We start from the raw sequence: 26,095 nt of genomic DNA, 5'->3' as shown, positions 1-26,095 counted from the left end.
GCTGCGCTATAATTTTTTCTATCGTTTTAGATAAGTTTATTTCATGCGAAAAAGCGCTCTTTTCTGGTGCATGACTATTACTATGGGCGCCATAAACTGCCCCGGCAGACTGAGAATAATTGTGAGGAGTGTCACCTGTGATTAGTGTTTTCGACATGTTCAAAGTGGGCATCGGCCCATCGAGTTCGCATACTGTCGGCCCGATGAAAGCGGGTAAACAGTTTGTGGATTTGCTGTGCGAACAGGAAAAGCTGCAGGAGGTCACCCGGATCGCCGTGGATGTTTACGGTTCTCTGTCTCTGACCGGTAAAGGCCATCATACGGATATCGCAATTATTATGGGTCTGGCGGGCGAATCGCCGGACACGGTGGATATTGATGCCATCCCCGCGTTTATTAAAGATGTCGAACAGCGTGAGCGGCTGCTGCTGGCGAAAGGCGCGCATGAAGTCGATTTTCCGCGCGAAGGCGGCATGGTGTTCCGTAGCGAGAACCTCTCGCTGCATGAAAATGGTCTGCGTCTGCTGGCGTTTGCAGGTGACCTGCTGATTCTGTCGAAGACCTATTACTCCGTTGGCGGCGGTTTCATCGTTGATGAAGAGCACTTTGGGCAGTCGGCACTGGATGAAGTGTCAGTGCCATGGCCGTTTCATTCCGCTAAAGATCTGCTGGCGCACTGCCATGAGACCGGCCTCTCCCTCTCTGGCCTGGTGATGAAAAATGAGCTGGCGCTTCACAGCCGCGATGAGATCTATGCCTATTTCACCGATATCTGGCAGACGATGCAGGCCTGTATCGATCGCGGTCTGAATACCGAAGGTGTGTTGCCCGGACCGCTGCGCGTGCCACGTCGTGCTGCCTCACTGCGTCGCCTCCTGACCTCCTCCACTAAGCACTCCAGTGACCCGATGATTGTTATCGACTGGATTAATATGTATGCGCTGGCCGTCAACGAAGAGAACGCCGCAGGAGGTCGTGTCGTCACCGCCCCAACAAACGGTGCCTGTGGCATCGTGCCGGCGGTGCTGGCTTATTACGATCACTTTATCGAGCCGGTAACCCCCGATATTTTTCTGCGCTATTTCCTTGCCTCCGGCGCCATTGGCGTACTGTACAAAATGAACGCATCTATTTCCGGTGCTGAAGTGGGTTGCCAGGGTGAAGTGGGTGTGGCCTGCTCCATGGCGGCGGCCGGTCTGGCCGAGTTGCTGGGCGGCAGTCCTGAGCAAGTCTGCGTGGCCGCTGAAATTGGCATGGAGCACAACCTGGGACTAACCTGTGACCCGGTTGCCGGTCAGGTTCAGGTGCCCTGCATTGAGCGCAATGCGATCGCCTCAGTTAAAGCCATTAACGCGGCGCGAATGGCACTGCGTCGTACCAGCGAACCTCGCGTCTCGCTGGATAAGGTTATTGAGACGATGTATGAAACGGGCAAAGATATGAACGCTAAATACCGCGAAACCTCACGCGGCGGTCTGGCAATTAAAGTGCAGTGTGATTGAACGAAACGTTTAAATGTTTAAATAACGTTCAACTGTAATAAAATCCGCATCCTGCGCTATCTCAGCGCAGGTTTTAACGGTAGAGTGTTTTCCGCGCAGCCGTCCGGCTTTCGTCGCTTTCCAGACCCGCTTTTCTGCATTTCGGCCTCAATATTGATCTGGCCGTGCCGATACTAACCCCGTAATTTTTTTGCTTTATTCTGGCTTTTTGGGAAGGTGGATACTGATGTTTATGGCCCAGCAATTTGTTGGACAATTCAGACGCAAGCGTTTGCTCATAGCATTCTCAATCGCCATCGTGGTCATGATATTGACGCTGGCCTTTCGCTATTTTGAAGAAAAGTCACGTATTGAACGTCAGGCAATGGATTTCGCCAATAAAGCGATTATGCGGTTTGACCGGATGTTTTCGCCGCTGGAAGTTTCCGCGAATAATACGCTGGGCCTCGTGGGTGTACCCTGCAACAATGTTCGTTTTCCACTCATCGAAAAAATCTCTTCTCTGCAGACGCTCCGGGCGATTCTGCTGGTGGATAACGATGTACTTTACTGCTCCAGTGTTTATGGACCCCGCGCGATTCCTTTTAGCCAGACCTGGCCCGACCTTGCCTATAATGGCGAGCGTATGACCCTCTCAACCGATGATTATCTGCTCAAAGGCTCACCGATTTTAATGTTGTGGACGCCAAAAAGCCCGGATAACCGCTCAGGCATTTTGCAGGTAATTAACATCGAAATGATGAGCAATTATCTGCTGGAGCCGCAGTTACCCTGGGTTGAACGCGCCGTGTTTAACGTTAACGGACAGAGCCTGGAGTATGGTAATCCGTTGATCGAGTCGACAGTCGCTGCAGACGATGAGGTGAGCTATGAACAAGGCTCGCTGCGCTATCCATTCACGCTTACACTCTATGGCCCCTCTCCTACCCGATCGGCGCTGGCAACTCTTCCCTCACAGCTGCCGCTGGCAGTGCTGCTGAGCCTGCTTATGGGCTATATCGTCTGGCTGGCAACCGCAAATCGCATGAGCCTGAGCTGGCAAATCAGTTATGGCATCACCGCCCGCGAGTTTATGGTTTATTGCCAGCCACTGATCAATAGCAAAAGTGGTCAGTGCGACGGTATTGAGATACTGATGCGCTGGCATAATGCCCGTCAGGGCTGGATTGCGCCGGATGTTTTTATTCCGCTGGCTGAGCGCCAGAATCTGATCAAGCCGCTGACGCGCTTTGTGCTGAATGAAGTGGTGAGTCAGCTACCGCTCTTGCCCACGGATCCCGGCTTCCATATCGCTATCAACGTGGCTGCCAGTCATTTCCGGGACGGCGCAATTATTGAAGATCTGCAAAAGCTGTGGTGGCCCGCCTCGCCAGTGCCGACACTGATGGTGGAGCTCACCGAGCGGGATGCACTCCCGGTGGTGGATCAATCGGTCATTACGCAGCTGCACGATATCGGCGTTCAGCTGGCGATTGATGACTTCGGCACCGGTCATAGTTCACTCTCCTATCTGAAAGACCTGCAGCCCGACGTGCTGAAAATAGACAAAATTTTCACAGCAGCTATCGGCACTGACGCCATCAACGCGACGGTAACGGATATGGTGATTTCGCTGGCCCAGCGCCTGAACATCAGTCTGGTTGCTGAGGGCGTGGAAACGGCTGTGCAGGCGGCTTATCTGCGCGAACGCGGCGTGGATCATCTGCAGGGTTACTATTTTGCCCGTCCGATGCCGCTGCAGGATTTTCCGGCGTGGCTGTTACTGCACCAGGCCGATACCCACAGATAAAAAAACAGCCGCGACGTTGAAGCAGCGGCTGTCGGGAAGATTTACCGCGGCCGGTTATGCCAGCCGCGCCTTAGCAACAACGTGAAGAATTAACCCTCTTCATCTTCGTCATGCGGTTTATCTTTGGTGACACGCACCAGATCGATGCGGTAGTCGGTCGCTTCGATGATCTGGAAGTGCAGCGGAGTGATATCAATTACATCGCCAGGCAGCGGTAACTGCCCTTTCTGCTCAATCAGCAGACCGGCCAGCGAGGCGTGGTCCTCTGTCGGATCGACCAGCTCATGGAAATCGAGCAGTTGCTGCAGCGAATGCAGATCGGTCCCGCCCTTAACTAACCAGCCATCACCGTCCGCCACAATATCAGGCGTTTCATCTTCATCCGGGAATTCACCCGCGATCGCTTCCAGCACGTCCAGTGGCGTGATCAAACCCTGGACCACACCAAACTCGTTGGTGACGATAACGAAGCTACCTTTGGCACGGCGCAGCACGCCAAGCAGGTTAATCGGATCCAGCGTCTCCGGCACCACAATGGTCGGGCTATTGGCCGCAAAGGTTGCCACATCCACGCCATGCTCCAGCGCCACCAGCAGCTCTTTAGCGCGCACTACGCCGACAATTTCGTCCAGCTCACCCCGGCAGACCGGAAACAGACTGTGGGGGGTATCAAGCAGCTGACCGCGAATCTCATCCACCGGACGATTCGCATCAACCCAGGAGATTTCACCGCGCGGCGTCATGATGCTGCGAATTGAACGTGACGCCAGGGTCAGTACGCCATTAATCATGTAACGTTCTTCATCTTTAAACGCTTCCTGCGGCATCGCTTCCGCCAGCGCAGCCTCTTCGCTGCTGCTGGTGTTACTGTTACTGGCCATCTGGGCACGATTGCGGCCTCCCATCAGGCGCAGAATCGCCTCTGCGGTACGTTCACGCATCGGACGGTTGGACTGATGGCGGATAAAGTTTCGACGCGCAATCTGGTTAAACATCTCAATCAGAATTGAGAAGCCGATTGCCGCATAGAGATAACCTTTAGGAATATGGAAGCCAAAGCCTTCTGCTACCAGTGACAGACCGATCATTAACAGGAAGCTCAGACAGAGCACCACCACGGTCGGATGCGCGTTAACGAAGTTAGTTAACGGCTTAGACGCCAGCAGCATCACACCCATCGCAATCACCACAGCCGTCATCATCACCGGCAGGTGGTTGACCATACCTACAGCCGTAATCACAGCATCCAGCGAGAAGACCGCATCCAGCACCACAATCTGCGTCACGACTGCCCAGAAACTGGCATATCCCCGATTACCTGATCCGTCGAGCTGCCGATTCTCCAGCCTCTCGTGCAACTCCATCGTCGCCTTAAATAACAGGAACAGACCACCCGCCAGCAGAATTAAATCACGACCCGCAAAGCTGAAACCGCCTACGCTGAAAAGAGGTGTTGTCAGCGTCACCATCCAGGAAATCAGTGACAGCAGGCCCAGACGCATAATCAGTGCCAGCGACAGGCCAATCAAACGGGCATTGTCACGCTGCTTTGGCGGCAGTTTGTCGGCCAGAATGGCAATAAACACCAGGTTATCGATGCCGAGTACGATTTCCAGCACGATGAGCGTCAGTAAACCCGCCCAGATTGAGGGGTCGAATAAAAATTCCATTATTTATGACTCCAGAACAGGGAACAGATTGAGCCGGTGCGTATCAGCGCAGTGAAACGTGACATCCGGATGGTCGGTAAAGCGTTGAAAACGCCGCGAGGCGAAGGGTGACGCGCCAGCAGGCGCAAAGAACAGGTTAAGCGACGTCGGTGACGATCCATAAAGGTGGGCTGAAGCCCGTTACTCCTGAGTATTAAACAGAACGTTAATGTATCAGGTCGGTGATTTGCGTCAAAAAATTTTCTTATTTTTACAATCTGCAGAGCGGATGATCGGGCGCATAAAAAGGGTGACTCGCCTCTTCACAGGGTGAATAGCTGACAGACATCACATAATTTATTTTTTCGATCACTAAAATAAATCGCGACTTTATCGCCTTAACGTCATTAACCCATGTTTTTTCGACGCTAAACCGATTAATCGAATCACCCGGTTAAAACAATAACCAAAGCATGACTCAATACAGTTCATTGACTCAGATGAGCATCTCTAGCGAACGGAGGTAGCACGTGACCATTGCGATTGTAATTGGTACACACGGCTGGGCAGCGGAACAACTGCTGAAAACAGCAGAAATGCTGTTGGGCGAGCAGGACAATGTCGGCTGGATAGATTTTGTCCCTGGTGAAAATGCAGAAACGCTGATTGAAAAATATAATGCACGACTGGCAGAACTGGATACCAGCAAAGGGGTCCTGTTTTTAGTCGATACCTGGGGTGGCAGCCCGTTTAATGCGGCCAGCCGTATCGTCGTCGATAAGCCCCAGTATGAGGTCATCGCCGGGGTCAATATCCCGATGCTGGTCGAAACCCTGATGGCGCGCGATGACGATCCCGGATTTGACGAACTGGTCGCCGTCGCGGTCGAAACTGGCCGTGAAGGGGTTAAAGCCCTGAAAGCCAAAGAAGAAGCACCGGCACCGGCTGCGGTAAAACCGGCCGCTGCAGCGCAACCGGCTAAACAGATGGCACCTGGCGATCACATGAAAATCGGACTGACGCGCATAGATGACCGTCTGATTCATGGACAGGTCGCGACACGCTGGACGAAAGAGACCAACGTTCAACGCATTATCGTGGTCAGTGATGAAGTGGCCAACGACCACGTGCGTAAAACCCTGCTGACGCAGGTCGCCCCGCCCGGCGTGACAGCCCATGTGGTGGATGTCGATAAAATGGTGCGGGTGTGGAATAACCCGAAGTATGGTCAGGATCGCGTGATGCTGCTGTTTACCAATCCCACCGATGTTCTGCGCGTCGTGGAACAGGGTGTGGATATTAAAACGGTGAACATCGGCGGGATGGCATTTCGCCAGGGAAAAACCCAGGTGAATAATGCAATCTCGGTTGATGAAAAAGATATTGCCGCCTTCCGAAAACTCAACGAACGCAATATTGAACTGGAAGTGCGTAAAGTTTCCAGTGACCAGAAACTGAAAATGATGGATCTGATTGCGAAAGTTAACGCGTAACAGAAGCACTTCTGCGCCTGCGTTTCCGGGCTCGTCGTTATCCTGCTGAGGACAAGAAGTATGATGGAAATAACCTCGCTACAAATTATTTTAATTTTTATTGTCGCCTGCATTGCCGGTATGGGGTCGATTCTGGATGAGTTTCAGTTTCACCGACCGCTGGTGGCCTGTACTCTGATTGGTATCGTGCTGGGTGATATGAAAACCGGCATTATCATCGGGGGTACGCTGGAGATGATTGCACTGGGCTGGATGAACATCGGTGCCGCCGTGGCCCCTGATGCCGCCCTCGCCTCCATTATCTCGACCATCCTGGTGATCGCCGGCGGTCAGAGTGTGGGTGCCGGTATCGCGCTGGCCATTCCGCTGGCGGCGGCCGGACAGGTGCTGACCATTATCGTGCGTACCCTGACTGTGGCCTTCCAGCACGCAGCTGATAAAGCCGCCGAAAAAGGTAACCTCACGGCCATCTCCTGGATCCATGTCTCTGCCCTGTTGTTGCAGGCGATGCGTATCGCTATTCCGGCGCTGATTGTGGCGATTTCGGTCGGCACCAGTGCGGTTCACGCCCTGCTCAGTTCTATCCCTGAAGTCGTCACCAACGGTCTGAATATCGCGGGTGGCATGATTGTGGTCGTCGGTTACGCGATGGTCATCAACATGATGCGCGCAGGCTACCTGATGCCGTTCTTCTATCTCGGCTTCGTCACCGCGGCGTTTACCAACTTTAACCTGGTGGCGCTGGGCGTGATTGGCGTGGTCATGGCCGTGCTCTACATCCAGCTCAGCCCGAAATACAACCGTGTAGCAGGCGCACCCAATGGTGCAGCAACCGCAAACGATCTTGATAACGAACTCGATTAAGGAACAGGTGAGCACATGGTTGATATTACGAAAGTCGAAAAGAAACTGACAGCCGGAGATGTTCGCGCCGTCTTTATGCGCTCGAACCTGTTCCAGGGCTCATGGAACTTTGAACGTATGCAGGCGCTGGGCTTCTGCTTCTCTATGGTGCCGGTGATCCGCCGTCTCTATCCGGAGAACAACGATGAGCGTAAGCAGGCAATAAAGCGTCATCTGGAGTTCTTTAACACCCATCCTTATGTGGCCGCGCCGGTACTGGGCGTCACCATGGCGATGGAAGAGCAGCGTGCCAACGGCGCACCCATCGACGATGCGGCGATTAACGGCCTGAAAGTCGGCCTGATGGGACCGCTGGCCGGTGTCGGCGACCCAATCTTCTGGGGCACGGTACGTCCGGTGTTTGCCGCGCTGGGTGCCGGTATCGCAATGAGCGGCAGTCTGCTGGGGCCGTTGCTGTTCTTTGTGCTGTTTAACCTGGCGCGTCTGCTAACCCGCTACTACGGCGTGGCGTATGGCTATCGTAAAGGAATCGACATTGTCAGCGACATGGGCGGCGGTTTTCTGCAGAAGCTCACGGAGGGCGCCTCGATTCTGGGCCTGTTTGTCATGGGGGCGCTGGTCAACAAGTGGACGCACGTTAACATCCCGCTGGTCGTCTCGCGCATCACCGACTCCACTGGTAAAACCACCGTCACCACGGTTCAGTCGATCCTTGATCAACTGATGCCGGGCGTGGTGCCGCTGCTGCTGACCTTTGGCTGTATGTGGCTGTTGCGTCGTAAAGTGAACGCGCTGTGGATTATCGTCGGCTTCTTCGCCATCGGTATCTTTGGTTACTGGATCGGCCTGCTCGGTCTGTAATTTCACCCGGCCGGGAGCCTGCGCTCCCGGCTTTTAAGCGTGGTGAGCTGAGCCACAACCGGCTGAGCTCACCCTGTTTGAGGTAGATGTGATGTCTTTAACTGACGCGTTGATTGCGTGTTGTATCGCCGCCCTGATGGGGTTTGCCGTTTACCATGAGGCGATTCTGCCGCGTCGGCATGGCCCCACCCGCTTAAGGGTCACGCTGCGCAGGCAGCATAAACTCGACAGCCTGATTTTTATCGGTCTGCTGCTGATTTTGCTGTGGAACAACGTCAGTCATCACGGCCCGCAGCTCACCACCTCTCTGCTGATGATGCTGAGTTTTCTGGCGTTCTGGCTCTTCTGGCTGCGAAAACCTACGCTACTGATGAAGAATGATGGATTGTTTTACGCCGGTGTCTGGATCGATTACCGGCGGATTCAGGGGATGAATCTCTCTGAGGATGGCATTCTGGTGATTCAGCTTGAACAGCGTCGACTGCTGATCGCGGTGCAGCAACTCGACGATCTGGAGCGCATCTATAACACCCTGGTAGAAGCGCGTTAGTCGCGCTGCCACATCGTCAGGCTAAAGTCGGCATCGCAGCTGAACTGCTCGCTCTGCTGCAGCGTTTGCCAGACCTCCTCCCGCGCCCGCCAGGCGAATGGCGTCATCTGCAACAGGGTTGTCGCCGCTGCGCCGGTTAATGCCATCGGGTAACGCAGCGCCTGCTGTGTCACCTGCGTGAATCCGGGGTACGCTTTCTGCTCCGGCACATGCAACTGCACTTCGCGGTAAATCAGCGCTTTAAACTGTTGCAGATGATGCGGGCCAGGTGTGACCGTCAATACCAGGCCACCCGGCTTCAGCACGCGTGCCAGTTCTGCTTCATTGCAGGGGGCGTAGATGCGTACCACCGCATCCAGGGCCTGATCGGCAAAGGGTAAGCGCTGGCTGGAGGCGACGCAGAAGCGCACCGCAGGATAGCGCTTTGCCGCCAGACGGATAGCCATTCGGGCAACATCCAGCCCATAAATCTGTGCCTCTCCGCCTGCCGCCTCAGCCAGTGCGGCGGTGTAGTAGCCTTCGCCACAGCCTATATCAAGAATTTTGCACGCCGGCTGGGTCAGTGCCGGGCTGAGCAGGCTGACCACCTGATCACGAAGCGGTTGGTAGTAGCCTGCCTCAAGAAACGTCCGCCGTGCCTGCATCATCTCTGCACTGTCACCTGGCTCCCGTGAGCGTTTGTGCTGAACGGGCAGCAAATTGACGTAGCCTTCTTTCGCCTGATCAAACTGATGGCGATTTTCACAGCACCAGCTGCGGTTTGTGAAGGTCAGAGGTGAGTGGCAAAGAGGGCAAATCAGGGACATAAGGTGCTCCGGCATCAGATAACGCGGCGCAGTGTAACCTTATCGTTTACGCATCGGAAGCATAAAGAAAGCCCCGGCTGAGAAGCCAGGGCTTTGAGATTCCGTGTCAGGGTGCGACGCACCGAGGCGGAGTCGAATCAGATAGCAGTTACGTTAACTGCTGCCGGGCCTTTCTGGCCGTCCTGAATTTCGAACTCAACGCTCTGGCCTTCAGCCAGGGTTTTGAAACCATTGCCCTGGATAGCAGAGAAGTGTACGAACACATCTTTGCTGCCGTCAGCAGGGGTGATAAAACCAAAACCTTTAGACTCGTTGAACCACTTAACCTGACCTTTAATCTTTGCCATTTTGCAAATTCCTTTAGATGTTTATTTAGCCCGAAGGCTGTCATACAGAAAAACCAGAGACATTACTGCATGAGGCACTAATTAAGGTTCGGCAAGGAAGCGGTATTCAACGTCAACGTCTTTACTCGTACTTCTTTACTGAAGATGCCATGCATAAACAGAACTGTACCTCGTTTAACTCAGGAATTGTTATCACATATCCTAAAAATAATGGCAAGCCATTTTTAGGGGCTCAGAGAGCCTGTGCACATAATTGCCAAAAGGCTCACATTGCCTGTCAGGTGGGTTTACGCATGTCTGCACGAATAAGGCCCCTGCCCGGCCAGCGCGGTGCCACGTTGCGGCTGCCAGTATGAATTCGATGGATACCATAAGAAATTAATATTTCACAAATATGGCAATTGCAGAATGATTAAGCGAAGCGGTAACGGTTGAAGATATCAGAAATCTGACGTCAATCCTGTACACCGCTGTTTATTTTTGTACAAACAACATTTTTTTGCACCAAAACCATGAGTAACACATTAGCCTTGCGCCAAATAAAAGCATCGAAGACAATTTTTCTTATTAATAATTTAACTTTCGATTTGAAAAATTGATATCAGATAAAAAAGTACTGGCTTTTATTTATCCATCAGGGTTTAGGATAATTCCTGGGCGTCATTATTCAGCCTTCGGCTTTCACCTATTCGCCAGGGCGTGAAGCCGTCGTTTCGCTCGTTTGCCCGCAGCAGCGCATCTGCCAGTTCTTTTGGTGGCGCATCCAGTGACTCATCGGCCAGTTCGTACACACCCCAGTGGATCGGCAGCGTTAACGGCCTGCCGGCTGCCTGCCACAGCGCCACCGCCTGATCGGGATTCATATGCTGGCTTGCCATGAACCATTCAGGTGCATAGGCGCCAATCGGCAAAGCGGCCAGGTTGAACGGCCCCAGTCTGCCTGGAATGTCCAGCAGGCTGTCGCTATAACCGCTGTCGCCCGAAAACCAGAAACGTACGGAGGCAGACCGCACAACCCAGCCGCACCAGAGCGAACGGTTTTGATCGCGTAGCGTTCTCATGCTCCAGTGACGTGCCGGAACGGCATCAAAACAGAGGCCATTGACCGCAGTCTGCTGCCACCAGTCGAGCTGATGCACCTGTTTCACGCCCCGCGCCCTGCACCACTTAGCCAGACCCAGCGGCACAATAAAGGTTGCCTGAGGGAAACGCCGGACAATAGCTTTAACGGTCGTCCGATCAAGATGATCGTAATGGTTATGAGAAATCAGCACCACATCCAGACGCGGCAGATCAGCGATACTGAGCGGCGCAGGTGTTTTTCGCTGTGGTCCGGCAAATGAGAACGGCGAAGCGCGTGAGCCGAGTGCAGGATCGATCAGGATATATTGCTCGTTCAGCCGCAACAGCACGGCAGCATGCCCCAGCCACCAGATGCGATCGTCACTGCCGCGGATGTCGGCTGGCTGCCACCATTGATCGGTGAACGCCGCATAGCCCTGCTGTGGAGGATGCGGCAGCCCCTGAGCCTTACGCTCTCTGCGCCAGCGCTGCAGATCGCCTGGCTGGCGCTGCTCCGGTTCTGGACTACAGAACCCCTCGGGCGTATGGTGCGCTTTACTGCTGTCATACCACGGATTTTTCCAGGCCATCCTGCCTCTCTGCTGTGATTAACGTTCCGGAATTAACCGGATAAAGTCCCGTTTCTCCGCATCTTCATCGGTTTTTTTGACCTCGGAGACGGGCTGCATCTCAATCAGACGGCGCAGCAACTGGTTCTGTTTCTTCTGCTCTTCCAGCAACGACGCCAGTAAGTGAATTTGCTCTCCGGCGCGAACGCTGGCCCGGTTAACAAAGAACCAGGCAATAAACGCCACAATTAAAATAATGACCATCAGGCCATAACTGACCAGCGGTCCCGGATTTGCGGCTAACTCATTCATAACTGCCTCATAAAACAAAGTGAAAACGCCAACCCCCTATTCTACCTTTAGCCATCACAAAAGATAATGGGGATCACGTCAATGCAGATTTTGCCGTTTCAGTTATCTCTGATCGATCCTGCCTGAAAACCGAGGCATGCTGATATCATCATAACCGGCAGCACCAGGTTGTGCGCTGAGTTATCTTTCACAAGGAGACATAATGAAACTGTTGATTCGCACGATAGGCTTGCTAGCGGTGATCTGGCTGGCGATGCTGTTTACCGGCTATGGCGTATTAACCGGCAGCACTAAAAATGCAGCCGGACTTGGCCTGCAATGCAGTTATCTGACCGCTCGCGGCGTGATCAGCGCGCAGTATCTGCACACTGACAGTGGTGTAGTGGGCGTAACGGATTGCCCGTTGCTGAAGAAAAGCGGAGAAGTGATCGATAACTAGTAGAATGGCGGGCCGGATGGCCCGCTGTTTTCAGAACGGGTAGTCGTGATAGCCCATCTCTGATGAAAGCGTGCGCGCCGCACGATGCAGCATGGCCACGTAATCCTGACGGGCATCTTCTGAAAAACGAATGGTGGGAAAAGAGATACTGAGTCCCGCAATCACCACGCCAAATCGGTCGAATACCGGCACGGCGAGGCAGCGCAATCCCTCTTCCTGTTCTTCATTATCCTCACCATAACCCTGCGCTCTGACCTGATCCAGCGTCGTAATCAACGCCTCCGCGCTTAACAGCGTATTGGCCGTGCTACGTTTAAACTCCACATCCCGTAGAATCTCCTCCACTTCGCTTCGGTCGCGCCAGGCCAGCAGCACTTTACCGATCGCAGTGGTATGCAGCGGATTACGACGACCAATGCGTGAATACATACGCAGGTTATAGAGCGAGTCGATTTTGTGGATGTAGACAATACTGTCCTCTTCCAGCGCGCCCAGATGAATCGTCTCTTTGGTCAGACGCGACAACTCACGCATCTGCACATCCGCGCTGCGGATTAAATCAACGTTCTGTAATGCTTTTGCACCCAGCTCAAACAGCTTCAGCGTCAGTGAGTACTTCTCGCTCTCGCCTTCCTGCGTGACATAGCCCAGCGACTTCATGGTCTGCAGAAAACGGTAGACGGTGCTTTTTGACATCATGACGCGCTGCGCGAGCTCAGTAATACCATGATCGCGCTCTTCGCCCAGCGCCTGCAAAATGCCAAACACTTTAAGAACAGAAGAGACCGAATCAGGCTGTTTATCATTTTCACCAATGGACATCGCGCACCTTATTAAACCTGTTTCAAAAAAAATGGAACGGATAGTCAGTATAGAGTGAGGCGCAGCATGGCAGCAATGCTTTAACCCATGCGTCATATTTTAAGACAGTTTTTTATCCGTTCGATCGCTGCATTTCAGCGTTAATTTCATTAGCATGATGATATTCACCCTCTTTAGTAATTAACTTATGACTCTTTCTCCTCCGCAGGATGGATTACCAGGCCGTCAGCGCTATATGGCTATTGCCACAATCGCTATCGGGCTGACCATGGCGGTGCTGGATGGCGCGATTGCCAACGTCGCCCTGCCGACCATTTCGCGTGAACTCAATGCAAGCCCGGCGCAGTCAATCTGGATAGTGAATGCCTATCAGATTGCGATTATCGTCTCGCTGCTGTCGCTCTCGTTTCTGGGCGATATGCTGGGCTATCGGCGCGTCTACCAGGCCGGCCTGGCGCTGTTTATTGCCACCTCGCTGTTCTGCGCCTTCTCGACCACGCTAACCATGCTGACCTTTGCCCGCGTGCTGCAGGGGTTAGGTGGCGCCGCGCTGATGAGTGTGAACACTGCGTTGATACGCATTATTTATCCCCAGCGCTATCTGGGACGCGGCATGGCAATTAACTCGCTGGTGGTGGCGGTGTCGACCGCGGCAGGCCCGACAGTAGCGGCTGCGATTCTGTCAGTGGCGAGCTGGAAATGGCTGTTTCTGATTAACGTCCCGCTGGGTGCTATTGCATTGTGGCTGGCGCTGCGCACACTGCCCGATAATCCGCAAAAAGCCACCGCACAGAAATTTGATGTGCCCAGCGCGATCATGAATGCCCTGTTCTTTGGTCTGATCATCTCCGCATTGAGCGGTTTTGCGCAGGGTCAGAGTCATCTGCTGGTGCTGTCGGAGGTCGTTGTTCTGTTGGTGACAGGCTGGTTCTTTATTCGTCGTCAGTTAAACATGGCGGTGCCGCTGCTGCCGGTTGATCTGTTGCGTATCCCCATTTTCAGCCTGTCGATGGGCACGTCGGTCTGCTCCTTCTGCGCGCAGATGCTGGCGATGGTCTCACTGCCCTTCTTCCTGCAAAACGTCCTGCAGCGTGATGAGGTGGCAACCGGTTTACTGCTGACGCCCTGGCCGCTGGCGACCATGGTGTTTGCGCCAATAGCCGGCCGGCTGATTGAGCGGGTGCATGCCGGGCTGCTGGGAGGAATCGGGCTGGCGATGTTCGCCCTGGGGCTGTTCCTGCTCGCCTGGCTGCCAGCAAACCCTGGCGATGGTGATATTATCTGGCGCATGATGCTGTGCGGTGCCGGTTTTGGGCTGTTCCAGTCACCTAACAACCACACAATTGTCACCTCTGCTCCACGTAACCGCAGCGGCGCTGCCAGCGGCATGCTGGGTACCGCGCGCCTGCTGGGTCAGAGTATGGGTGCTGCGCTGGTTGCGCTGATGTTTAATCTGTTTGATGAGCGTGGCACGCACGTTTCGCTGCTGCTGGCGGGCAGCTTTGCCGCCGTGGCGGCGCTGGTGAGCGTGTCGCGCATGACCCAGACCCGCGCCTGATGGCAGCGAAAAAGCGAACGCCTTACAGCATGTGAACCGATTCGCTGTAAGGCCGGGTCTGCACAGGGAGCCCAGACAGATCGGAAAAACTACTGTCATCCATGACGGTCGTCCCGCACGATTACGCACCTCATCCCTGATGTGCGCCCATAAACGGGCCAACGCTTTGCGTTGTTTAAAAACGCTCCCGGCGTTTTTGTACAGGCGTCGGGACGTTATCCTCCTCTCTCTGGGTTCCCTGCTCTTTGAGCTAAGATACTGGAGCTAAGATATTGCTGTCAGATTCAATCTGATGCTGATTTCTAAAACAGAAAAGGCGACCCGCGGGTCGCCTTATTTGCTCTGCTTAGTGCTACTTCAGATACTGACCGCTGCGCAGTGCTTCAATACGCTTATCTAACGGCGGATGCGACATAAACAGCTCACTGAATGATTTGCCTTTGCCGTTGATGCAGAACGCCATCATGCTGCTCGGCTCCTGCGGTTCATAGCTGGTTTTCAGACGCTGTAACGCCGCAATCATCTTCTCACGACCCACCAGCTTCGCTGAACCGGCATCGGCATGGAACTCACGGTGACGGGAGAACCACATGGTAATGATGCTGGCGAGAATACCAAACACCAGTTCCAGCACCATCGACACCGCAAAGTAGACCAGCGGATTGCCGTTGCTGCTCTCCTCACCATCACGGTTGCCGGACATAAAGCCTGCCGCGATCTGCGCCAGAATGCGTGAAACGAAAATCACAAAGGTGTTCACCACGCCCTGGATTAGCGTCATGGTGATCATGTCGCCATTAGCGATGTGCGACACTTCGTGTGCCAGTACCGCTTCCGCTTCATCACGGCTCATGTTTTGCAGCAGACCGGTTGAGACAGCAACCAGTGAGGCGTTACGTCGTGCGCCGGTCGCAAAGGCGTTGATGTCAGGTGCGTGATAGATTGCGACCTGTGGCATCGCAATGCCCGCCTGCTGGGCCTGACGGCCAATAGTATCCACCAGCCAGCGCTCGGTTTCGTTGCGTGGCTGTTCAATCACTTCACCGCCAACCGATCGCAGCGCCATCCACTTCGACATCAGCAGTGAAACAAACGCACCGCCGAAGCCAAACAGGCCTGCCATGATCATCAGGCCCTGAACACTGCTTGACTGGATCCCTGTCAGGCTGAGAATCAGCCCGAATACCAACATCACAGCCAGGTTGGTCATCAGGAAAAGAGCAATACGCATCATTTTTGTTAATCTTCCTCAGTAGTTCACGCGCCTATACGCGGATCCATATCCTATGGGCATTGGGCTGCTTTTCAAGCAACCTTAACGTTTAAGTGCCTAAAAAGACATAACTTTACATTCTGACACGCCTGATGAGCAACCCAGCCTGCAGGCGGCTTCTCGCGCGCTAATCATTGGTTAATGGAAACTTTTACGGACGCAAAAAAAAGCACCGCTTAGCGGTGCTTTTTCTGGCAACAGCGGCTTATTTCGCCGCGGGTGCGTCTGGCTGGGATTTCTCCAGCTGGGCAAGATCATTTGCGATCTTCACGGTCTCGTCGAGATACGGATCCGGCTCTTTATAATCTTTCGGCAGCTCATCCAGGTTTTTCAGCGGTTTTTTGCCTTCTGCCTGATAGCGCGCGTTGATGCGCTCCAGTCGTGATGCATCATCTTCGTGGTTCTCTTTCTCGCGCTGAGCAAGATTAAGTGACACGATATTGCGCTTATCTTTCAGGGCATTGTAACGGGCAATGTCCTTCATGATGTACTGGAACTCGCGATCCTGTGCGATGCGATCAGCATGCTGCTTCGTCAGCTGCGCAACCAGCGGTTTAACATCACCGGTTTTGGTGTAGGTTGCCGCTTTGATGCTGTCCCACGGCAGTGCGTTATCCTCAAATTTCTCACCGGTTTCAGCCGCTTCTACGCCGGTTGGCATCAGCAGATCCGGCGTGACGCCTTTGCGCTGTGTACTGCCGCCGTTAATGCGATAGAACTTCTGGATGGTATAAGAAACGGAGCCTAACGCTGGCCACTCCGGACGCAGCATCTGATCATAGATGCGGTTCAGAGAGCGATACTGCTGAACGGTGCCTTTACCAAAGGTTGGCTCGCCAACAATCACTGCACGACCATAATCCTGCATCGCGGCAGCGAAGATCTCAGAGGCTGAGGCGCTGAAGCGATCGACCAGCACCACCAGCGGACCTTTATAGTAAACAACGCCGTCGTTATCGCTGTCTTCGCGCACCCGACCATTGTTGTCGCGAACCTGCACCACCGGACCACTCGGAATAAACAGGCCGGAAAGGGATACCGCTTCGGTCAGCGCGCCGCCGCCGTTGGTACGCAGGTCGATGACCACGCTGTCGACGTTCTGTTTCTGCAATTTCTGCAGCTGGACCTTCACGTCGTCGGTCAGACCGACATAGAAGCCAGGAATATCGAGCACGCCGACTTTCTGCTTGCCGACATTTTTAATGGTCAACTTCACCGCACGGTCTTCCAGACGGATTTTCTCACGCGTCAGCGTGACAGTACGGGTTTTCGTGCCCTTACCGGCTGGCAGAACTTCCAGGCGCACTTTGCTGCCTTTAGGCCCTTTGATTTTTGCAACAACATCATCAAGACGCCAGCCGATAACATCTTCCATTGGCTTGCCTGGCTGCCCGACACCCACAATGCGATCGCCAACGGTAATGGCTTTGCTTTTCGCTGCCGGACCGCCTGCCACCATTGAGTTGATCACGGTGTAGTCGTCATCCATCTGCAGAACCGCACCGATGCCTTCCAGAGAGAGGCTCATCTCCGTGTTGAACTGCTCGGTGTTACGCGGCGACAGATAGCTGGTGTGGGGATCGATTTCGCGGGCGAAAGCGTTCATCACCAGCTGGAAAACATCTTCACCGTTGCTCTGGGCCAGACGGCGGATCGCGAAGTTGTAACGCTTAGTCAGAACGTCGCGAATCTCATTGTCGTCTTTACCGGCCAGCTTCAGGCTCAGCTGGTCATATTTAACCTTGGCATCCCAGAGCGCGTTTAGTTCAGCCTCATTTTTCGGCCATGGCGCTTTGGCGCGGTCAATGTCGATAGTGTCATTGCCGCTGAAATTCATCGGACGCGCCAGCACCGTCAGCGCATATTGATAGCGCTCAAAACGGCGCTTCTGCGCCAGATTATAAATATCGTAAAAAAGATCCAGCTTGCCACTGCGGAGCTCATCGCCCACGGTGGTTTTTTTGCTGGCAAACTGCGCCACATCCGATGCCAGCAGCACATTGTGGCTGTAGTCGAGCATGTTCAGATAGCGATCAAAAATTTTCGCTGAAAAGTTCTGATCCAGATCGAACTGGCGATAGTGGGAACGGGTAAAGCGCGACGTGACGCGCTCACTGACAGTGGGATCCTGCGGGTCTTCGTGAAGCTGGGGAATCTGGTCGGCGCGCGTAATGTTCTCTGCGCCGAAGGATGGGCCTGCTAATAGCAGGCCCGCAATAAGTCCAACTTTAAAAAGGGTGTTCATGCCGGGGTTAGCCTCCGTTTCAGAACTGCAAGTGTTCTGCGCGCACAATCATTGCCATGCCGGAAGCGAGCTGGACCCGAACGCCGTCTTTTGATACTTCAAGAACGGTAGCGTCCATCGCACTTTTGCCTGCTTTAACTTTAATACTCTGGCCGGGTTGCAAAGTTGAGGTATCAGTGATGGGTCGGGCTTCCTGCTCCGGACGTGGGGCTGGCTTGCGATGCTGTGAAGCGGTCGCACGCGGTGCTGCAGTGGTCTGCGGACGCGGTTTACGCGCAGCGTCACCTTCTGCAGGCTTACGAGCCGCGGGCTTGCGTGGACGACGCGGTGCTGCGCCCTCTTCGCTTTCACCGGCTTCACGACGTGCAGCGCGCTGCTGGTCACGCTGCGCCTGGACGCGGGCTTTCGCTTCTTCCAGCTGCTTGCGTGCATGCTCTACGTGTTGCTCATCCAGCACGCCACAGGCGTTGCCGTCGAGATCGACACGGATAGCACCGGCTTTAATGCCGTACAGATAACGCCAGCTTGACGTATAAAGACGCAGCGCGGAACGCAGCTGTGTTTTGCTCAGACCCATTTCGCCCTGAACACGCTCGACCAGATCCTGAAAGATACCGATTTTGAGCGGACGCGCTTCACCTTCAGCGCTAAAGCAGTGCGGAAAGCGCTCCGCCAGAAAAGTGATGACTTCTTTACTGCTATTCAACTTAGGTTGATTTTCCATGAAATTTCCTGATTACAACGGGTTTGCCGACCAGCGCAGGCATGAACAGGCGACATTATAATGACAACATCGCTAAATGCCATGTGATCCAGTCGATTAGCTGCGCGTCAGCTGCAGATATTTTTCTAAGTCGCTGTTCGCAAGCACTTCACAAAGCCCATCAGTCAGTGTGACCAGCCCCGATTCGTCTTCGCTGTCAAAGCGATTGTATGTCACGCTGTCGATGTCCAGCACGCCAACCACCGTGCCATTCACTTTCAGAGGAATCACAATCTCAGCATTGCTGGCAGCGTCACAGGCAATGTGGCCCGGGAAGGCATGCACATCGTCAACGCGTTGCACTTTTTCTTCTGCCAGCGCCGTGCCACACACACCTTTACCGACCGGAATGCGCACACAGGCAATTTTGCCCTGGAAAGGACCCAGAACCAGCGTATCGGCTTCCGTCAGCAGGTAGAAACCCGCCCAGTTCACGCCATCGAGACGTTCATACAGCAGCGCGCTGAAGTTTCCCATCGCGGCGAGGAACGCCGTTTCTCCCGCCAGTAAGGCGCGCATATCGCGATTCAAATCGGCGTAAAAGGCAGTTTTGTTCATTATCCAACCGTTACCAATGACATCTGTACAGGAGATACAGACCGTTCGTTAAAAATAAGTTTTAAATATCCAGAGCCACAAGGTGAATCATAGCGTTAGTTGCTATACCCTTAGCATTCTGTGGATCGAAGCGTGATGCCCGAGACAGGCACACAGACAATGTCTTAATGACCGATATCTGTTACTTCTGAAGAGCGAAGATTGCATCACCCTATGAAAATTCACGCTATCAGCCAGACATTGCCTCACGCACGTTATCAGCGTTGCCCGCAATGCGATACCCTTTTTTCCTTACCGGATGTGAAATCGCATCAGTCGGCTTATTGCCCGCGCTGTAACGCCGAGATTCTCAGTGGTCGGGACTGGTCAATGACTCGCCTTATGGCGATGGCCGCCACCATGATGGTATTGATGCCCTTTGCATTCTCATTGCCGCTGGTGGATATCCGGCTGCTTGGCATGCGCATCAATGCCAGCGTGCTGGAAGGCGTGATCCAGATGACCCAGCAGGGTGATGTACTGACCGCCTCAATGGTGGCGTTCTGCACCATCGGCGCACCGGTGACGCTGGTGGCTGGCATCTGTTATCTCGGCATTGGTCATCAGCTTGGTATGAACCTGCGACCGGTGCTGCTGATGCTGGAGAAGCTGAAAGAGTGGGTCATGCTCGATATCTATCTGATCGGCATCGCCGTGGCGTCGATTAAAGTGCAGGACTATGCGTCGCTGGAGATCGGTTACGGGCTGGCAGCTTACATTGCCCTGACGGTACTGAGCGTGCTCACGATGATCCACCTGAATATTGAGCAGCTGTGGGAGCATTTCTACCCGCAACGTCCCGGCAATATGGCCCGCAACGAGATGCAGGTCTGTCTGAACTGTCACAACACGGGCGTAGCCGATGAACGGGGCCGCTGCCCGCGCTGCCATACGCCGCTCGACTTCCGGCGCCGTCACAGCCTTCAGAAATCCTGGGCCGCACTGATCGCCTCGATTGTGCTGCTGATACCTGCGAACCTGATGCCGATTTCCGTGGTTTATCTGAATGGTTCACGGCGTGAAGACACGATCTTTTCCGGCATCCTGGGGCTGGCTGAAGGCAACATTCCGGTGGCAGCAATTGTTTTTATCGCCAGTATTTTAGTGCCCTTTATCAAGGTGCTGGTGATGCTGACGCTGTTGCTCAGTATTCATTTTCGCTGTGAACAGGGGCTGAGAACCCGCATAAGGTTACTGCGCTTTGTCACCTGGGTTGGCCGCTGGTCAATGCTCGATCTGTTTGTCATTTCGTTAACCATGTCGCTGGTCAACCGTGATCAGCTGCTGGCTTTTACCATGGGACCGGCGGCGCTGTTTTTTGGCGCGGCCGTCATCCTGACCATTATGTCTGTTGAGTGGCTGGACAGCCGCCTGCTCTGGGATGCACATGCAACAGGAAACGCCGACTACACCGACTAACGCCACGCTGCGCAATAAGCGTAAAATTTCGCCTTTCTGGCTGCTGCCGATCATTGCGATGCTCATCGCAGGCTGGCTGCTCTGGGCTAACTATCAGGAGCGCGGCACCACCATCACCATCAATTTCCAGACGGCGGATGGTATCGTGCCGGGCCGCACACCGATCCGGTATCAGGGTGTGGAAGTGGGCACCGTGCAGGGCATTAATCTCAGCGACGATTATCGCCGCATTCAGATTAAAGCCAGCATCAAAAGCGATATGCGCGACGCGCTGCGTGAAGACACGCAGTTCTGGCTGGTGACGCCTAAAGCCTCACTGGCAGGTGTGTCGGGGCTGGATGCGCTGGTCGGCGGTAACTATATCGGGATGATGCCAGGCAAAGGTAAACCCAGCGAGGCGTTTACCGCGCTGGATACTCAGCCTAAATATCGCGTGAATACCGGCGAACTGATGATTCATCTGCATGCGCCGGATCTTGGCTCGCTCAATACCGGCTCGCTGGTCTATTACCGCAAAATTCCGGTTGGCCGTGTTTATGACTACAGCATTGATAATAAGGCTGATGGTGTGGCAATTGATGTACTGATTGACCGTCGCTTTATCAATCTGGTGAAGACCAACAGCCGCTTCTGGAACGTGTCGGGCGTCAATGCTGACGTCAGCCTGAGCGGCGCTAAAGTCCAGCTGGAGAGCCTGGCAGCGCTGGTGAATGGTGCAATTGCGTTTGACTCCCCTCAGGGTTCGGAAACCGCCAAAGCGGAGCAGAATTACCGGCTCTATCCCGATCTGGCACACAGTCAGCGTGGCGTTCAGATCACACTGGACCTGCCTGACGGAAAAAATCTTAAGGCAGACAGCACTCCGCTGATGTATCAGGGCCTGGAGGTCGGCACACTGACCAAACTGAACCTGCTGGATGGCGGCAAAGTCACCGGCGAGCTGACCATCGATCCTTCCGTGGTGGGTCTGATGCGCAGCGGCACCCGCATTGAGATGCACAGCCCGAAAATCAGCCTGACGGATACCAGCCTCAGCTCCCTGCTGACCGGCAACACGCTGGAACTGGTGCCTGGCGAAGGCGAGCCGCAACAGCACTTCACCGTGCTGCCATCCAGCGAGACCCTGCTGCAGAAACCTAACGTGCTGACGGTCAAACTCAGTGCACCGGAGAGTTATGGTATCGACCAGGGCCAGCCGCTGATGCTGCACGGTATGCAGATTGGCCAGGTGATATCACGTTCGCTGGATGAAAATGGCGTTAACTTCGTGGTGGCGGTTAATCCTGAAAATCGCGATCTGGTGCATGGCGACAGCAAATTTATCGTTAACAGCCGCCTTGATGTGAAGTTTGGCCTTGATGGCATGCAGGTGTTAGGCGCCAGCGCCCGTGAGTGGGTGGATGGCGGTATCCGGCTGGATCCGGGCAAAAAAGGTGAGCCGAAAAGTGCCTATCCGCTGTTCGCTGATGCTGAAAAAGCGGAAGAAGGCATCACAGGTGATGGCCCTTCTACAACGCTGACGCTGACCGCCAACAGCCTGCCTGACGTGCAGGCCGGTTCTGTCGTGCTTTATCGCAAGTATCAGGTGGGGGAAATTGTCAAAGTCACACCGCGCGCGGATGCCTTTGATATTGCGGTCCACATCCAGCCGGAATATCGCAAGCTACTGACCAGCGAGAGCGTGTTCTGGGCTGAGGGCGGCGCACGTGTGAGCCTTAACGGCAGCGGCCTGACGGTGCAGGCATCGCCGCTTAACCGTGCGCTGAAAGGCGCAATCAGCTTCGACAATATGAGTGGTGCGCAGTCGGCCAAAGGGGCAAAACGCGTGCTCTATCCGTCTGAGACGGCGGCACGCGCGGTGGGCAGTCAGATTACGCTGCACACCTACGACGCCAGTAAGCTCTCGGCCGGTATGCCGATTCGTTATCTGGGAATTAATGTCGGCCAGGTAGAGTCACTGTCGCTGAGCAAAGATAACAACCAGGTCGTAGCGAAAGCGGTGCTCTATCCGGAGTATGTGAATGATTTCGCCCGTCTCGGCAGCCGTTTCTCCGTGGTTTCACCGGAGATTTCCGCCACCGGAGTGAATCATCTGGAAACCCTGTTGCAGCCTTACGTTAACGTGGATCCAGGCAAAGGCGGTGCGGTGCGCACCTTCGAGCTGCAGGAGAGCACGATCACCGATTCACGTTACCTGAATGGCCTGAACATTTATGTTGATGCCACGGAGGCAGGCTCGCTGTCGCTGGGCACGCCGGTGCTGTTCCGCGGTGTCGAAGTGGGTACGGTGACCGGCACCTCGCTGGGTACGATGGCAGATCGCGTGCAGATCGCCCTGCGCATCAGTAAGAAGTACCAGCATCTGGTGCGTAATAACTCGGTGTTCTGGCAGGCGTCCGGTTACAACCTCGACTTCGGCCTGGTGGGCGGCGTGGTGAAAACCGGTACCTTCCAGCAGTTTATTCGCGGTGGCATTCAGTTTGCGACGCCGCCGACGGTGCCGCTGGCACCGCAGGCGAATCCGGATAAACACTTCCTGCTGCAGGATGAAGCGCCGAAAGAGTGGCGTAACTGGGGAACGGCGATTCCGTCTCCGCGTTAATTGAGTCTGAACGGGCCGCTTCTTTCAGACGGCTCAAAACGTAAAGCGATGGGAGTATACGCCTGTAGCAAAGCATCGCGGCCCAGGGATGGGCCGCGCTGAGCATGCCAGGGATGCCCTGCCCTCGCCGTCCCTGGCGCGGGACGCTTTCCTCTTCTGCCCGTGTTCCCTGCGCGTTGAGTTTATCCGTTGCGGTCAGATTCACCCTGATTTGGATTTGTCAGCAGCCTCAAACGGGCAGTCAGGCTGCCCGTTTCCTTTCCGCATGATACACTGCCGCCTTTGCCTTAACTGGAATGTGCCCGTGTCCGAAGCTTCTTCGTTTTTCCCCGCCGATTTTCTCTCGTTAATGCGTCAGAGCCTGCCCGATGAGGCGAGCTTCGCGCAATTTATTGCGTACAGTCAGCAACCCCTGCGCCGCAGTATTCGCGTCAATACCCTGAAGATAAGCGTGGCCGATTTCCTGAGCCAGACTGCAGGTTATGGCTGGCAGCTGACGCCCGTGCCGTGGTGCGAAGAGGGATTCTGGATCAGCCGGGAAGATGAGAGCCTGCCGCTGGGCAGCGTCGCTGAGCACCTCAGCGGCCTGTTCTACATTCAGGAAGCCAGCTCCATGCTGCCGGTAACCGCCCTGTTTGACGCTCAGCCAGAGGTCAGCGCGGTGATGGATATGGCGGCGGCGCCGGGTTCTAAAACCACCCAGATCGCTGCGCGGATGGGCAATCAGGGCGTTATCCTGGCAAACGAATTCTCATCCAGCCGGGTAAAAGTGCTGCACGCCAACATCAGCCGCTGCGGCGTCAGCAACAGTGCCTTAACGCACTTTGACGCGCGGGTATTTGGCCCAGCATTGCCGGAACAGTTCGACGCCATCCTGCTCGACGCGCCCTGCTCCGGCGAAGGGGTGATTCGCAAAGATGCTGACGCGCTGAAAAACTGGTCGCTGGCCAGCACAGAAGCGATCGCCGATACTCAGCGCGATCTGCTCGACAGCGCCTTTCACGCACTCAAAGCGGGCGGCACGCTGGTTTACTCGACCTGTACCCTGAACCAGATTGAGAATCAGCAGGTGATTGACTGGCTGTTGCAGCGCTACCCGGATGCAGTTGAGGTCGTGCCGCTGGAGGGGCTGTTTAGCGGTGCCGAAAAGGCCGCGACGCCAGAAGGTTATCTGCATGTCTTCCCGCAGATGTTCGACAGCGAAGGTTTCTTCGTGGCCCGTCTGCGTAAAACCGCATCGGTCGAGCCCCTTCCAGTGCCAGGTTATAAAGTCGGTAAGCTGCCCTTCTCTCACCTTAGCCGCAAACTGGAAAGTGAGATCGCGCAGGCCGCCGCGGCCGTCTCTATAAGATGGGATGACTCACTGGAGCTGTGGCAGCGTGATAAAGAGATCTGGCTATTCCCTAAAGCCGTCACCCCGCTGCTTGGCAAAGTGCGGTTTTCACGCATTGGCCTGAAGCTGGCAGAAACGTTTGCCAAAGGCTATCGCTGGCAACATGAAGCGGTGATTGCACTGGCGCAGCCCGATACGACGCAGACCTTTGAGCTAACGGCGGCAGAGGCGGAAGAGTGGTATCGCGGCCGGGATATCTATCCGGAAACCGCACCCGCAAACAACGAGATGATTGTGACGTATCAGCACCAGCCGCTGGGGCTGGCAAAGAAAGTCGGTACCCGCATCAAGAACAGCTACCCACGTGAACTGGTTCGCGACGGACGCCTGTTCCGGTAACTCATTTTAGTCGCAGCAGGGTCAGATGATTGCCAAACACTGCACCGGTATCGATATAGTGCAGATTGGCAATCGTCAGCGATTGTTTTAGTGGCGTGTGCCCAAAGTAAAAGGCGTCCGCGCCACGGATGCCTGCCTGTTCACCTGACTCAATACCCTCCAGCCGCTGACGGCTCCAGACCACCTGTTGCCAGTCGAGTGGCTTATTGAGCGCGTATTCCTGAGCAGGATAATCCGCATGAGCAATGACAATAATGCGCTCGCCGAGTTGCAGATGAAGGATCAGCGGCAGCTCGCGGCAGCGGCGCAGCGCGTGACGTGCCGCGATCAGCGCCGCACCACGCAGACGAAAAAACCAGTCCCCCCCGTTCATCTGCCAGAGCGCCATCTCCCGCCCCTGCAACGCCGAAAGTGCCATCTCCTCATGATTTCCCCGCACGCAGCGAAACCAGGGTTCCTGCAGCAGCGCCAGACAACCCAGACTGTCCGGCCCGCGATCGATAATGTCGCCAACCGAAATCAGTAAGTCCTGCTGCGGATCAAACTTATGCTGCTCCAGCAATAGATCCAGTTCGCGACGGCAACCATGCAGATCGCCAACGACCCAGATCCGCCGCCACTTCGCGCCATTCAGGACGTGGTAACACATCGCTGCCCCCGCCTCTCTGCTGAAAATATCCCCAAAGTATAGTCAGAGCTCAACCTGAACCGGCATGGGGAAAAAGAAAGCAGAGTGCAAAGGAAGCAGGCAGAGAGTGTAAGGCTATTGGGGAAAGAGAAATAATGGTGGTCAAGAAGTGCGTCCCTTCCGGCGCTTATCTCCGGCACTCAGTTAAGGTGG

Annotated in this window: 22 protein-coding genes; 11 read left to right on the top strand and 11 right to left on the bottom strand. The window is 54.7% G+C overall.

Annotated features, from left to right (window positions below; genetic code table 11):
• Nucleotides 1-137 precede the first annotated feature (137 nt).
• Nucleotides 138-1,502, top strand: a complete 1,365-nt coding sequence (locus LQK91_RS04015) for an L-serine ammonia-lyase (protein WP_003852693.1) — start codon at nt 138-140, stop codon at nt 1,500-1,502.
• 226 nt (nt 1,503-1,728) lie between these two features.
• Nucleotides 1,729-3,291 carry an EAL domain-containing protein gene (locus LQK91_RS04010; protein WP_003852692.1) on the top strand — a complete coding sequence of 521 codons (1,563 nt, stop codon included), beginning with the start codon at nt 1,729-1,731 and terminating at the stop codon, nt 3,289-3,291.
• An 89-nt stretch (nt 3,292-3,380) separates the two neighbouring features.
• On the opposite strand, the gene LQK91_RS04005 is transcribed toward LQK91_RS04010, so the two are convergent.
• Nucleotides 3,381-4,961 (bottom strand): TerC family protein, encoded by a 1,581-nt coding sequence (locus LQK91_RS04005; protein WP_105099119.1) that lies wholly within the window; start codon nt 4,959-4,961, stop codon nt 3,381-3,383.
• A 509-nt stretch (nt 4,962-5,470) separates the two neighbouring features.
• On the opposite strand from LQK91_RS04005, the gene manX reads away from it, so the two are divergent.
• From manX to LQK91_RS03985, 4 genes are all read left to right on the top strand, one after another.
• Nucleotides 5,471-6,433 carry a PTS mannose transporter subunit IIAB gene (gene manX, locus LQK91_RS04000; RefSeq protein ID WP_105099118.1) on the top strand — a complete coding sequence of 321 codons (963 nt, stop codon included), beginning with the start codon at nt 5,471-5,473 and terminating at the stop codon, nt 6,431-6,433.
• 63 nt (nt 6,434-6,496) lie between these two features.
• Nucleotides 6,497-7,297 carry a PTS mannose/fructose/sorbose transporter subunit IIC gene (locus LQK91_RS03995; RefSeq protein WP_033743088.1) on the top strand — a complete coding sequence of 267 codons (801 nt, stop codon included), beginning with the start codon at nt 6,497-6,499 and terminating at the stop codon, nt 7,295-7,297.
• 15 nt (nt 7,298-7,312) lie between these two features.
• Entirely contained in the window at nt 7,313-8,158 is an 846-nt protein-coding gene (locus tag LQK91_RS03990; protein WP_003852687.1) for a PTS mannose transporter subunit IID, read from the top strand.
• 91 nt (nt 8,159-8,249) lie between these two features.
• Nucleotides 8,250-8,708: a DUF986 family protein gene (locus LQK91_RS03985; RefSeq protein WP_003852686.1), complete on the top strand. Its 459-nt coding sequence runs from the start codon at nt 8,250-8,252 to the stop codon at nt 8,706-8,708.
• Here LQK91_RS03985 and rlmA read toward each other — a convergent pair.
• From rlmA to LQK91_RS03960, 4 genes are all read right to left on the bottom strand, one after another.
• Entirely contained in the window at nt 8,705-9,514 is an 810-nt protein-coding gene (gene rlmA / locus LQK91_RS03980; RefSeq protein ID WP_003852685.1) for a 23S rRNA (guanine(745)-N(1))-methyltransferase, read from the bottom strand. The genes LQK91_RS03985 and rlmA overlap by 4 nt on opposite strands.
• Nucleotides 9,515-9,651: 137 nt before the next feature.
• Entirely contained in the window at nt 9,652-9,861 is a 210-nt protein-coding gene (cspE, locus tag LQK91_RS03975; RefSeq protein WP_003852684.1) for a transcription antiterminator/RNA stability regulator CspE, read from the bottom strand.
• Nucleotides 9,862-10,502: 641 nt separating this feature from the next.
• Nucleotides 10,503-11,513, bottom strand: coding sequence for an MBL fold metallo-hydrolase (locus tag LQK91_RS03965; protein ID WP_105099117.1), 1,011 nt, complete (start codon nt 11,511-11,513; stop codon nt 10,503-10,505).
• An 18-nt stretch (nt 11,514-11,531) separates the two neighbouring features.
• On the bottom strand, nt 11,532-11,804 hold the full coding sequence (locus LQK91_RS03960) for a YebO family protein (RefSeq protein WP_008925326.1): 273 nt from the start codon (nt 11,802-11,804) through the stop codon (nt 11,532-11,534).
• Between the two features lie 202 nt (nt 11,805-12,006).
• On the opposite strand from LQK91_RS03960, the gene LQK91_RS03955 reads away from it, so the two are divergent.
• Complete coding sequence (locus tag LQK91_RS03955) at nt 12,007-12,243, top strand: YobH family protein (RefSeq protein ID WP_003852681.1); 237 nt, start codon at nt 12,007-12,009, stop codon at nt 12,241-12,243.
• Between the two features lie 30 nt (nt 12,244-12,273).
• On the opposite strand, the gene kdgR is transcribed toward LQK91_RS03955, so the two are convergent.
• A complete protein-coding gene (kdgR, locus tag LQK91_RS03950) occupies nt 12,274-13,065 on the bottom strand; it encodes a DNA-binding transcriptional regulator KdgR (protein WP_003852680.1) in 792 nt (263 codons plus the stop codon).
• A gap of 187 nt (nt 13,066-13,252) precedes the next feature.
• Between kdgR and LQK91_RS03945 the strand changes: the two genes are divergently transcribed.
• Nucleotides 13,253-14,623: an MFS transporter gene (locus LQK91_RS03945; protein WP_008925327.1), complete on the top strand. Its 1,371-nt coding sequence runs from the start codon at nt 13,253-13,255 to the stop codon at nt 14,621-14,623.
• A gap of 352 nt (nt 14,624-14,975) precedes the next feature.
• Here the strand turns inward: LQK91_RS03945 and htpX are convergent, their stop codons facing one another.
• From htpX to LQK91_RS03925, 4 genes are all read right to left on the bottom strand, one after another.
• Nucleotides 14,976-15,857: a protease HtpX gene (gene htpX / locus LQK91_RS03940; RefSeq protein ID WP_003852678.1), complete on the bottom strand. Its 882-nt coding sequence runs from the start codon at nt 15,855-15,857 to the stop codon at nt 14,976-14,978.
• 244 nt (nt 15,858-16,101) lie between these two features.
• A complete protein-coding gene (prc, locus tag LQK91_RS03935; protein ID WP_003852677.1) occupies nt 16,102-18,141 on the bottom strand; it encodes a carboxy terminal-processing peptidase in 2,040 nt (679 codons plus the stop codon).
• 19 nt (nt 18,142-18,160) lie between these two features.
• Nucleotides 18,161-18,865: an RNA chaperone ProQ gene (gene proQ, locus LQK91_RS03930; protein ID WP_003852676.1), complete on the bottom strand. Its 705-nt coding sequence runs from the start codon at nt 18,863-18,865 to the stop codon at nt 18,161-18,163.
• A gap of 96 nt (nt 18,866-18,961) precedes the next feature.
• Nucleotides 18,962-19,462, bottom strand: a complete 501-nt coding sequence (locus LQK91_RS03925) for a GAF domain-containing protein (RefSeq protein WP_003852675.1) — start codon at nt 19,460-19,462, stop codon at nt 18,962-18,964.
• A gap of 213 nt (nt 19,463-19,675) precedes the next feature.
• Here LQK91_RS03925 and yebS point away from each other — a divergent pair, with 213 nt between their 5' ends.
• The 3 genes from yebS to rsmF all read left to right on the top strand — a co-directional run bounded on the left by yebS (nt 19,676) and on the right by rsmF (nt 25,254).
• On the top strand, nt 19,676-20,920 hold the full coding sequence (gene yebS, locus LQK91_RS03920) for a membrane integrity lipid transport subunit YebS (RefSeq protein ID WP_003852674.1): 1,245 nt from the start codon (nt 19,676-19,678) through the stop codon (nt 20,918-20,920).
• Entirely contained in the window at nt 20,889-23,522 is a 2,634-nt protein-coding gene (locus LQK91_RS03915; protein WP_003852673.1) for a PqiB family protein, read from the top strand. Before yebS ends, LQK91_RS03915 begins: the two co-directional genes overlap by 32 nt.
• Before the next feature lie 304 nt (nt 23,523-23,826).
• On the top strand, nt 23,827-25,254 hold the full coding sequence (rsmF, locus tag LQK91_RS03910; protein ID WP_003852672.1) for a 16S rRNA (cytosine(1407)-C(5))-methyltransferase RsmF: 1,428 nt from the start codon (nt 23,827-23,829) through the stop codon (nt 25,252-25,254).
• A gap of 1 nt (nt 25,255) precedes the next feature.
• Here rsmF and LQK91_RS03905 read toward each other — a convergent pair whose 3' ends face one another.
• Nucleotides 25,256-25,903: a metallophosphoesterase gene (locus LQK91_RS03905; RefSeq protein WP_105099116.1), complete on the bottom strand. Its 648-nt coding sequence runs from the start codon at nt 25,901-25,903 to the stop codon at nt 25,256-25,258.
• Nucleotides 25,904-26,095: the final 192 nt, after the last annotated feature.

The sequence above is a fragment of the Pantoea sp. MHSD4 genome (assembly GCF_021043305.1).
GTDB lineage: Bacteria > Pseudomonadota > Gammaproteobacteria > Enterobacterales > Enterobacteriaceae > Pantoea > Pantoea eucalypti.
Note: the sequence above shows the minus strand (reverse complement) of the source record. Positions and strands in the feature narration are given on the sequence as shown.